Raw genomic sequence first — 9,431 nt, 5'->3', positions numbered from 1 at the left:
TTCGAGCATTACAACGAGCAGCATCCGCACAGTGCTTTGAAATATAGGTCGCCGAGAGAGTTTAGGCGTTTGGCAGCAGCATCAATTTAACGGGGAGTTGGTGTCCGGTTTGGTAGGGGCAAGTCCACCATGCAATTACGCAGACGCGGCTATTGGAGCTTGAATTGCAGGGAAATCAGTAGCAGTTAAAAGATCTAGCGACCTCCCCAGTAAGCGGATCTTGCAACAAGTGCCACGGAAATATCGTAGGTTACCTTGTGATTTCTCAGTGATTTGTAGATGTTGCAGCGCATGTTGCTGTTCTCCTCAGCAATGACCTTGATCTTCCTTCCCGCAGTCCTGTCCAGGTCCAATGGTGCAGATGCCAGCTCTCCGGACATGATTTGGGCAATCACAATCGGCTTTTTCGTCCATGCCGACAAACGCTGCTTTGTTCCTTGCCCCAACGACCTGAGTCCCAGGCCAATCAGTTTCGCGCACATCTCATCGAACTGCATCGTGAGAATTTTGCCTTTCTCCTCCCGAATAAATTCACCCTGTCGAGTCGAAGTGCCATCCTTCACATGCCTTAACAAATTCTCGCCTTCTGGCTGAAATCCAGGGGCATCCGCAGCTAAAACATAGGCAACGTTATTGGGGAATACGGATGCCAACAAGCGCGGATTGCTGTTGCCCAGACTCTGTTTTACATAGGCCTGTGTGTACCCGCGAGTTTCAATCAGGACTCGGGATCTATCCGCCTCCGCATATGCGCAATTGAGCACGGCAAAAGAAAAAATGCTTACAGCAAACGCTCTGACCTTCATCTGAGATCCCTTTCTGATTCTGCTCATCCTGGTGGGCCGACTCACGCTCAGCTTTGCTCCAGCAGCTATTGAATGAAGCGCCTCGAGTTTATAGGTACAGCCTGTGATATGGCCACGATCAGAGCACGCAAACCCACTGACGTCAGCAACAGTTACAGGCAAAAGATGGCTGATCGGTGAAGGGACGCAAGTCCACCCGCAGAGCAAGCATGTCGGGCCAGCGGAAGGTAGCGAGGAGGCCGGGCATGCGACATGCCCGGCTACAAACCAGCGCGCAGCCCGGTCGCTTTTCCGGTTCAGGGCTGCAAGGAAGTGCGCCGGTTTCTCTCCGGCAATATCAATTCACCCCCTCAAGCAATCTTGATCACTACCTTGCCGAAAGCGCCCCTCGCCAAGTGTTCGTACGCCTGGAGTGCCTCTTCAAAGGGGTAGACCTTATCGATGACTGGCCGGATTTGGTTTTCATTGAGGAAGGCGTTCATACGGTCGAAGGACGAGCGCGGCGCGACTGCGATGCCGCGTATGGTGGTCTGCCGGAAAATCAACGGCATCAGGCCAAGCTCGGTGGTCTGCCCTGTCAGGAAGCCGATTTGTGCGATCTTGCCTGCGGCCTTGGTCGCTGCGATGGACTGATTCAAACCATTGCCACCGGCAACGTCCAGAAGCAGATCGACCCCCTTGCCGTCGGTGAGCTTGAGCACTTGCTCATGCCATTGCGGGTGGGTCCTGTAGTTCACCCCGCTGACTGCACCCAGTTGCATGGCAGCCTGCAGATTGGCGTCATTGCTCGACGTGACTATCACTTTGGCACCCAGCGCAGCAGCCAGTTGAACGGCGAAGATCGACACGCCGCCAGTACCCTGCACGAGTACGGTTTCTCCGGGTTTGATCTGGCCGTAGTCCACCAGTGAATACCAGGCAGTAAGCGCGGCGATAGGCAGTGTCGAGGCTTCTTCGTCCGACATGTTATCGGGTGCGCGCACAGCGCTATCCTCTTGAATGATCATGTACTCGGCCAGGCCCCCAGGCAGGGGCGAGCCAAAGCAGTAATCGGGTTCGTCCGAAGCAGGGGCGCCATCAATCCAGCGTGAATACAAATGCGAGTTTACCCGGTCGCCAAGTTTGAATCGGCTGACACCTTCACCCACAGCGACTACGGTTCCTGCTGCATCGCTCACGGGAATCAGCGGTTTGGGCACTTTATGTGGTTCGTAAATACCGTCGACGATGGCTTTGTCGCGGAAGTTGAGGGAAACGGCGCCAACCTTGACCAGCAACTCTCCGGCCTTGGGTTCCGGCGTGGGGGTGTCACCAAGGACTAAATTGTCGAGACCAAAATCATTCAGAAGCCAGGCTTTCATATTGTTTCTCCTTAAAGGGCACCAGTCAGATCTGGTGGAGTGCGGCCATTGTTACCCCTGAGTCAGTGGCAATAAATGCTTCAGCCAGGACAAGACTGTTGTCTCTAACGGCAACAATGGCCTAGGGTTGATACCTTAAGCAGCAACAAAATCTGAGCGAGGGTGTATGGAACTGCTGCAATCAATGCAAGTTTTTGTGCGTGTTGCCGAGCTTGGAAGCTTCACCAAAGCCGCTGATGCCACACAATTGGGACGCCCTCAGGTCACCCGGGCCATACAGGAGCTGGAAGCATCTCTTGGCGTGAGACTTTTTCAGCGCACAACCCGACAAGTGCGACTGACGACAGAGGGGGAGCAGTTTTACGAACGGGTCATGGATATTCTCGGTCGCCTCGCTCAGGCAACGTCGATGTTCGATGTTGCCGGGGCATCCCTTCGAGGAAAACTGCGGGTTGATATTCCATCGGCGCTTTCCCAGCCTGCATTCATCACAAGTCTGAGAGAGTTCAGCAACCGTCATCCGCAAATCGAAATGGCATTGGGGGTTACCGACCGTACCGTGGATTTGGTCGCCGAAGGGGTGGATTGCGCGCTCAGGATCGGAGAGTTACCGGACTCCAGTCTGGTGGCCCGGCGTATCGGCATGGCAACCATGGTGACGTGCGCGGCGCCTGGATATATCCAGGAGTTCGGCGCGCCGCATACTCTGCAGGAGCTGGATTCTCACCGTTGCATCAGTTTTCTGTCCGGTCAGAACCAGCGACCGCTCCCCTGGCAGTTCTCCAATGGCGGCATCGACAGGGGCTACGTCAGCCACCGTGGCATCGTCGTCAATGAGTCCAGCACTTATGTGCAATGTGGCGTGGCCGGTTTTGGCATTCTTCAGGCGCCGGGGATCGCGCTGGAGCGGTATCTGGCTGATGGTTCTTTGGTGGAGGTACTCGAGAACTATCGGCCAAGACCGCGCCCGGTGTCCGTGTTGTACCCCAGCAGAACGTACCTTGCCCCGCAGGTGCATGCATTTGTCGACTGGGTGAGCCAGAGGTTTGCGCTGCTTTATCCTTTATGGCTTGAGCAAAAGACCAGCGGGGCTTAGGCGCGCAAAGGGCAGCTATTGGCCAGCAAAGCAGTCATGAAGCAGCGCCCTGGCTTTCAATGGTTAACGCAGGGCATAGACATAAGCACTCACTTGAGCACCATTATCCAGAGTCACGCTGGTCAGGACACGTTGATACTCGGCCCCTTCAAAATCGTCCAGTGCCGGCCAGTGGCGGGCGAAATTTTCAGAGCAGAAGAGATGGCCATGAATATCATCGCCATCCTCGGCAATAACCAGACCAGGGAATCCCAGGTCTGCTCCCCAGCCTGCCTGTACCAAGCGTCCCTTGAGCGAGGCGGACTCCCATACGCCGCCAATGTTTGACATCACGTGCTCATTTGGCCTTCCTGGCCCCAAGGTCCCATAGACGAATAGACGCTCCATATGTGTTCCCCGCTCAATCAAAAGGGCGGAATCCTGACTTATGGGCAGGGGACAAATCAATCAGAAACTCAGTGGCTCGATAATATCTGCGCCAATCTGTCAAATCGTCTGGACACTGGTGATGTATGGGCGCTGGCAAACTTGTTTCAGACAGGCTGGAAGTGAAATGACAAAAGATACGCCACGTTACATCCTGATTACAGGCGCGGCTGGTAGCGGCACCACGACCCTGGCAGATGCTTTGGCAAAGGAACTGAATACGACCCACCTGGAAGCGGATGATTTTTTGTGGCTGCCCGGTAATCCGCCCTATCAGCAGTTGGCAGACAAGACGCAACGAGCAGAGCGCTTGTTACAACAAATGCACTGCCATGGCCGTGCAGTCGTTGCGGGATCAGTCATGGGTTGGGGTCAACCCCTTGAGAGCGAATTTGATCTTGTGGTGTTCCTTTATGTTCCAGTTGAACTCAGATTAGAGAGGCCGAAACGTCGCGAGGTAAAGCGCTTCGGTGAGGCGAAGCCGGAGTTTCTGGCCTGGGCAGCTCAGTATGATCAAGGAAGTGTTCCGGGGCGTAGCCTGGCCAGGCATCGGCAATGGCTGTCCGGGCTTGCCTGTACTGTGTTGAAGCTTGAGGGGGACATATCGGTTACAGATCGGCTACGACATATACGGGATGCAATCAACGGATTGAACCCTGCACCGTCAATCATATGAATCCAGCGCTACGACCCTCTGAGCCACCAGGATTGCCCGGGGTTTGCCAACAGGGTTGCAGTACCGCTCGGGCGGGCGACATTTGGAACTGGGCTTTTGCTCTTTCGATATCCGGTTAGTGAAGGCACAATGCGCATCCTTTTTTGGCTGGCCTTGCTGGAGTCGCCTCGAAATGATCAAAACGCCGTACTACCTGATCGATAAACAGAAACTGCTCAAGAACATGCAGAAGATCGCCTATGTGCGCGAGCAGTCCGGGGCCAAGGCCCTGCTGGCACTCAAGTGCTTTGCCACCTGGTCGGTGTTCGACTTGATGCAGCAATACATGGACGGCACCACATCGTCGTCGCTGTACGAGTTGAAGCTCGGTCGCCAGAAGTTCGAAGGCGAAGCCCACGCCTATAGCGTGGCCTGGGCCGATGATGAAATTGAAGAGATGCTCGCCAATTGCGACAAGATCATCTTCAACTCCATTGGTCAGCTGCAGCGTTTTGCCGAGCGCTCCGAAGGCAAGATCCGCGGCCTGCGGGTCAACCCGCAAGTCAGCAGCTCCGACTACCTGCTGGCCGATCCGGCGCGCCCGTTCAGCCGCCTGGGTGAATGGGACCCGGTGAAGATCGAAGGCGTCATCGATCAGATTTCCGGTTTCATGTTCCACAACAACTGCGAGAACGGTGACTTTGAGCTGTTCGACCAGATGCTGTGCACCATCGAAGAACGCTTCGGCGAGCTGCTGCACAAGGTCACGTGGGTCAGCCTCGGTGGCGGCATTCACTTTACCGGTGAAGGCTATGCCCTGGACGCGTTCTGCGCTCGCCTCAAAGCGTTCTCGCACAAGTATGGCGTGCAGGTTTACCTGGAGCCGGGCGAAGCCGCTATCACCAACAGCGCCTCGCTGGAAGTCACAGTGCTCGACACCCTTTACAACGGCAAGCACCTGGCCGTGGTAGACAGCTCCATCGAAGCCCACCTGCTGGACCTGCTGATCTATCGCCTCAACGCCAAGCTGGCGCCAAGCGACGGCGAATACACCTACATGGTGTGCGGAAAATCCTGCCTGGCCGGGGACATTTTTGGCGAATACCAATTTGATCGTCCGTTGACCATCGGCGATCGGCTGTCGTTCATCGACACCGCGGGCTACACCATGGTCAAGAAAAACTGGTTCAACGGCCTGAAAATGCCGTCCATCGTAGTGAAACAACTCGACGGTACAGTCGAAGTGGTTCGTGAATTTGGTTACGAAGATTACCTGTCCAGCCTTTCGTAAGCTGGCGGATAAAGGAGAGATAAAGCAATTGAAAAAGAACGTTCTTATCATTGGTGCAGGAGGTGTCGCCAAGGTGGTGGCCCACAAATGCGCGCAGCACAACGACGAACTCGGTCGGATTGCTATCGCGTCGCGCAACATCTCCAAATGCCAGGCCATCATCGATAGCGTCAAGGCCAAGGGCAGCCTCAAACTGCCTGCCGAAATCAAGGCTTTCACGCTAAACGCCCTGGACGTGGAAGCGACCAAGGCTCTTATTCTCGAAACCGAATCGCAGATCGTGATCAACGTCGGTTCCGCGTTTCTCAACATGTCGGTGCTGCGTGCCTGCATCGATACCGGCGTGGCTTACCTGGACACCGCCATCCATGAAGAGCCGGGCAAAGTCTGCGAGACGCCGCCCTGGTATGGCAACTACGAGTGGAACCATATCGAGGAGTGCAAAGAGAAAAACATCACCGCCATCCTCGGTGTAGGTTTCGATCCGGGCGTGGTCAACGCCTATGCAGCACTGGCCAAGCAACAGTATTTCGACCGCATTGATTCAATCGATATTCTTGATGTCAATGCCGGTTCACATGGCAAGTATTTCGCTACCAATTTCGACCCTGAAATCAACTTCCGTGAATTTACCGGACAGGTGTGGAGCTGGCAGAACAGCCAGTGGACAAGCAACACCATGTTCGAAGTCAAGCGCACCGACGACCTGCCGGTTGTCGGAGAGCAGAACCTGTACCTGACCGGCCATGACGAAGTTCATTCCCTGTCGAAGAATCTTGACGTGCCCAACGTAAGGTTCTGGATGAGCTTTGGCGAACACTACATCAACGTGTTCACCGTGCTGAAAAACCTCGGCCTGCTCTCCGAGCAGCCGGTCAAGACCGCCGAGGGCCTGGAAGTGGTGCCGTTGAAGCTGGTCAAGGCCGTACTGCCTGACCCGAGCTCGCTGGCTCCCGGATACACCGGCAAGACCTGCATCGGTGATCTGGTCAAGGGTACCAAGGATGGTCAGGCGCGCGAGGTGTTCATCTACAACGTCGCCGATCATGAAGACGCCTACGCAGAAACTGACAGCCAGGGCATCTCCTATACGGCTGGCGTGCCGCCCGTGGCCGCGGCGCTTCTGGTCGCCCGTGGCGAGTGGGACGTGCAGCGCATGGTCAACGTCGAAGAACTGCCGGCCGAGCCGTTCCTCAACGCGCTGGACGTGATGGGTCTGCCGACCCGGATCAAGGACGAGAATGGTGATCGTCCCTGGAATCGCAATGCCTGAGACACCTGAATAACAGGTGATCCTCACGCCCGCGTTCCACGATACGCAAAACGCCGCTTTTCAAGCGGCGTTTTGATTGGTGCAGTTTGCTGGATCCCGCTGGCACCCATGGGTGTGATGAGCGGCGGCACCCCCCCTCCGAGAAGTTGACCTTCTGTTCTGTAACTGGCTTCTGGCGCCCCGGCTCGAACAGGCTGGAGCCCTTTGTCAGCCGCCGCCTGCAGTGAGATGAAATTGATACCGAAGCAGGACAGACATGCCCGGCTTGGCGGGATACCGACCGGGCTCGAGCATGATCCAGTGCTGATCAGGATGGGGCGGGGGAATCTGCCGGGGGTTGTATGGATCAGCTTTCAGAGGTGGTGACGTCGTCCTGGGCGGACTCTGCAGCCAGCTTCAAACGGTCAGCTTTACAAATGTATTTGCTCTTGTTTTGCGGGGCCAGTTTGGCACTGGCCTTTTTTGCGTGGGCCTTGAGCAACTGCTTGATCTTTTTACGACGGTTCATGCTTTTCTACTCAGCTTGTACATTCCTCAATGATATCAGTTTAAAACACCGGGCCCGATGGCGGTGCCACGTTTAGTACCGCCGGTTCGGCTCTTTGCAGGGGCTCAACCTGTCATTGGGTGGAGCTCGATGCCCGGGTCAAACCGGGTCTATAGTCAAACTCCAGTCCTTAAATAATCGAGAGTCTTATGAAACGCTCAGTTTTGTTGGTTCTGGCGGCCCTGGTCGCCACTCCGATTTTTGCAGCCGATGATTTGTGCACCATAAACCTGCAGAAATTGGCCGATTACAAAGCCAGCTCCGGCACTATCGGCCAGCCACTGCTCGGGCAGATCCATGACGCGAGAGTTGCGGCACAAGAGGCGCAGGCTGCAGGTGATACCCAGAAGTGCATCAACCTCACCAACAAAGCCCTGCAGGATGTAGTGAACGCGCAAAAGGGTCATTAGCGGCAGCGGCGGGGGGGTGATCCTGCCCCGCCTGTTTGCTGTCCAGGGTTGCGTGCCCCCTCAGTGCAGCGTGCGCCGATTTTCACCAATCCGGATCCTGTCCAGAGCCCGGTTCAGGGCATCCAGCGCATCGAGCAGGGCTTTGGCCTCGGCTTCTCTGCCATCCCCCCACAGACGCTCGGCCATTTTGTTGAGGGCCTGGATCGATTTTTCTATATCTGCCGCGGTGACTGTCTGTGCGGGCGGTTTGTCTGACATGGGTGGTTCCTGTTGGTGCTGACCGCTACGACTTTAACGCGCAATATCGGCTGTGCGGCAGTTTGCTTCGGCTCAATGATCGATCAGGCCGGGTTGGCGCAGTTATTTGCTGCGCAGACGCCTGAAAAGCTTCACCAGATACCAGGGTGTGGCAAGAATCAGCACCAGAATGGCTGCGAGCGGCAATGCCTCAAGCCAGAGCGATGCCAGCAGCTTCGACTCCAGCAACCATCCTGCCGCGCTATAGGGATTGGTCTGGGCGTACGCCGAAAGCAGTGCAATCACTGATGTGATCAGTGCGAACCCAATGGCGGTACGAACCTGCTCTCTATTCATGTTGTTCGATTCTCTTGGCGGCGTTGACTAAAGCGCGCGATGCTATCAACAACAAGACCGAACCGGACAGAGGAATATTGCCATGCGCCATGTTGTCAAAATCGTCTCTTTCACATTTCTGACTCTGGCCAGCAGCCAGTTGCTGGCCGAGCAGGCCGATACCGCGCCCGGGTTCTGGACCACGCCGACCATTGTGGGTTACGGCAAGATCCATCCGCTGGCAGATGCTGCCTACCAGCCCGACAAGACCGCCACCTACAAGGTGGTTTTTGCCCTGACCAAGGGGCCTAAAACCCCCGCAGACGTCAACCCGGCACTGGACCACGTAGCCCGCACCGTCAATCTCTATGTGGCAGCAGGTGTGCCCCTGACGCAATTGAAATTTGTTGCCGTTGCCTCCGGTGACGCAACGGCGCTCGCGCTCGACGACGCGACCTATCGCTCCCGATTCAAGACGGCCAACCCCAACTTGCCCCTGATCGCAGCTCTGCGGCACGCCGGAGTAGATGTGGCGGTGTGTGGTCAGGCGGTGGCCGAACACCACTTTGCCTACAGCGAAGTCGACAAATCGGTCACCACTGCGCTCTCGGCGCTGACCACCATTACGACCCTGGAGCACCAGGGATACAGCCTGATGCCCATGTGATACCGGATCAGCCCCGCCGGGGGGGGAGCTTGCGCCGACAGTTTGATTGCAGCGTTGGCCAGGCATAAAAAAACCTCGCCTCCTGTGCACAGGAGGCGAGGTTTTTATGGCGCTGGCTTAAACCGCTGTCAGCGATTTCGGACGGCGTACATCGGGTTGTTTCCAGGACTCGGCCGAGGCTTCGTCGATGGCTTGCTGAATCGCCTTTTTGCGGTGTTCTTCGGCGCGGCGGCTGAAGAACCACACCAGGAAGGTCACCAGCGACACCGCCAGCAGAATCAGGCTGGCCACGGCGTTGATCTCGGGTTTGACCCCCAGACGTACCG

At 56.2% G+C, this 9,431-nt stretch carries 12 protein-coding genes and 1 pseudogene; 6 read left to right on the top strand and 7 right to left on the bottom strand.

From position 1 onward, the window contains the following. Positions 1-194 precede the first annotated feature (194 nt). Together EQV90_RS21525 and EQV90_RS21520 are read right to left on the bottom strand one after the other, a co-directional pair. On the bottom strand, positions 195-806 hold the full coding sequence (locus tag EQV90_RS21525) for a hypothetical protein (protein ID WP_240878663.1): 612 nt from the start codon (positions 804-806) through the stop codon (positions 195-197). Between the two features lie 350 nt (positions 807-1,156). Continuing rightward, positions 1,157-2,167 carry an NAD(P)-dependent alcohol dehydrogenase gene (locus EQV90_RS21520; protein WP_240878662.1) on the bottom strand — a complete coding sequence of 337 codons (1,011 nt, stop codon included), beginning with the start codon at positions 2,165-2,167 and terminating at the stop codon, positions 1,157-1,159. Positions 2,168-2,333: 166 nt separating this feature from the next. Between EQV90_RS21520 and EQV90_RS21515 the strand changes: the two genes are divergently transcribed. Continuing rightward, positions 2,334-3,263, top strand: coding sequence for a LysR family transcriptional regulator (locus EQV90_RS21515; protein WP_178092376.1), 930 nt, complete (start codon positions 2,334-2,336; stop codon positions 3,261-3,263). Positions 3,264-3,326: 63 nt separating this feature from the next. On the opposite strand, the gene EQV90_RS21510 is transcribed toward EQV90_RS21515, so the two are convergent. Next, a complete protein-coding gene (locus EQV90_RS21510) occupies positions 3,327-3,650 on the bottom strand; it encodes a gamma-glutamylcyclotransferase (protein ID WP_029613027.1) in 324 nt (107 codons plus the stop codon). A gap of 166 nt (positions 3,651-3,816) precedes the next feature. On the opposite strand from EQV90_RS21510, the gene EQV90_RS21505 reads away from it, so the two are divergent. The 3 genes from EQV90_RS21505 to EQV90_RS21495 all read left to right on the top strand — a co-directional run bounded on the left by EQV90_RS21505 (position 3,817) and on the right by EQV90_RS21495 (position 6,908). Continuing rightward, positions 3,817-4,365 carry an AAA family ATPase gene (locus tag EQV90_RS21505; protein WP_240878661.1) on the top strand — a complete coding sequence of 183 codons (549 nt, stop codon included), beginning with the start codon at positions 3,817-3,819 and terminating at the stop codon, positions 4,363-4,365. Positions 4,366-4,537: 172 nt separating this feature from the next. Beyond that, complete coding sequence (locus EQV90_RS21500; protein ID WP_240878660.1) at positions 4,538-5,635, top strand: carboxynorspermidine decarboxylase; 1,098 nt, start codon at positions 4,538-4,540, stop codon at positions 5,633-5,635. Positions 5,636-5,663: 28 nt separating this feature from the next. After that, positions 5,664-6,908, top strand: coding sequence for a saccharopine dehydrogenase family protein (locus EQV90_RS21495; protein WP_240878659.1), 1,245 nt, complete (start codon positions 5,664-5,666; stop codon positions 6,906-6,908). Between the two features lie 346 nt (positions 6,909-7,254). Here EQV90_RS21495 and EQV90_RS21490 read toward each other — a convergent pair whose 3' ends face one another. After that, positions 7,255-7,416 carry a DUF2986 domain-containing protein gene (locus EQV90_RS21490; protein ID WP_003444657.1) on the bottom strand — a complete coding sequence of 54 codons (162 nt, stop codon included), beginning with the start codon at positions 7,414-7,416 and terminating at the stop codon, positions 7,255-7,257. A gap of 188 nt (positions 7,417-7,604) precedes the next feature. Between EQV90_RS21490 and EQV90_RS21485 the strand changes: the two genes are divergently transcribed. Beyond that, positions 7,605-7,865, top strand: a complete 261-nt coding sequence (locus tag EQV90_RS21485) for a hypothetical protein (RefSeq protein ID WP_003444655.1) — start codon at positions 7,605-7,607, stop codon at positions 7,863-7,865. Between the two features lie 60 nt (positions 7,866-7,925). On the opposite strand, the gene EQV90_RS21480 is transcribed toward EQV90_RS21485, so the two are convergent. Then, positions 7,926-8,123, bottom strand: coding sequence for a hypothetical protein (locus EQV90_RS21480; RefSeq protein WP_003444652.1), 198 nt, complete (start codon positions 8,121-8,123; stop codon positions 7,926-7,928). A gap of 102 nt (positions 8,124-8,225) precedes the next feature. Further along, positions 8,226-8,459, bottom strand: a complete 234-nt coding sequence (locus tag EQV90_RS21475) for a hypothetical protein (protein WP_003444649.1) — start codon at positions 8,457-8,459, stop codon at positions 8,226-8,228. A gap of 82 nt (positions 8,460-8,541) precedes the next feature. Between EQV90_RS21475 and EQV90_RS21470 the strand changes: the two genes are divergently transcribed. Beyond that, positions 8,542-9,105: a DsrE family protein gene (locus EQV90_RS21470; RefSeq protein WP_240878658.1), complete on the top strand. Its 564-nt coding sequence runs from the start codon at positions 8,542-8,544 to the stop codon at positions 9,103-9,105. A 117-nt stretch (positions 9,106-9,222) separates the two neighbouring features. Here the strand turns inward: EQV90_RS21470 and EQV90_RS21465 are convergent. After that, positions 9,223-9,431: pseudogene (locus EQV90_RS21465) on the bottom strand (putrescine ABC transporter permease PotI); the annotation flags it as partial.

The sequence above is a fragment of the Pseudomonas sp. TMW22089 genome (assembly GCF_022496645.1).
Classification (GTDB): Bacteria; Pseudomonadota; Gammaproteobacteria; order Pseudomonadales; family Pseudomonadaceae; genus Aquipseudomonas; species Aquipseudomonas paraversuta.
This window is presented reverse-complemented; position numbering and strand designations above follow the sequence as displayed.

Coding starts and splice junctions, on each gene's coding strand:
- EQV90_RS21525 (WP_240878663.1), bottom strand. CDS start 806: ATGAAGGTCAGAGCGTTTGCTGTAAGCATTTTTTCTTTTGCCGTGCTC.
- EQV90_RS21520 (WP_240878662.1), bottom strand. CDS start 2,167: ATGAAAGCCTGGCTTCTGAATGATTTTGGTCTCGACAATTTAGTCCTT.
- EQV90_RS21515 (WP_178092376.1), top strand. CDS start 2,334: ATGGAACTGCTGCAATCAATGCAAGTTTTTGTGCGTGTTGCCGAGCTT.
- EQV90_RS21510 (WP_029613027.1), bottom strand. CDS start 3,650: ATGGAGCGTCTATTCGTCTATGGGACCTTGGGGCCAGGAAGGCCAAAT.
- EQV90_RS21505 (WP_240878661.1), top strand. CDS start 3,817: ATGACAAAAGATACGCCACGTTACATCCTGATTACAGGCGCGGCTGGT.
- EQV90_RS21500 (WP_240878660.1), top strand. CDS start 4,538: ATGATCAAAACGCCGTACTACCTGATCGATAAACAGAAACTGCTCAAG.
- EQV90_RS21490 (WP_003444657.1), bottom strand. CDS start 7,416: ATGAACCGTCGTAAAAAGATCAAGCAGTTGCTCAAGGCCCACGCAAAA.
- EQV90_RS21485 (WP_003444655.1), top strand. CDS start 7,605: ATGAAACGCTCAGTTTTGTTGGTTCTGGCGGCCCTGGTCGCCACTCCG.
- EQV90_RS21480 (WP_003444652.1), bottom strand. CDS start 8,123: ATGTCAGACAAACCGCCCGCACAGACAGTCACCGCGGCAGATATAGAA.
- EQV90_RS21475 (WP_003444649.1), bottom strand. CDS start 8,459: ATGAATAGAGAGCAGGTTCGTACCGCCATTGGGTTCGCACTGATCACA.
- EQV90_RS21470 (WP_240878658.1), top strand. CDS start 8,542: ATGCGCCATGTTGTCAAAATCGTCTCTTTCACATTTCTGACTCTGGCC.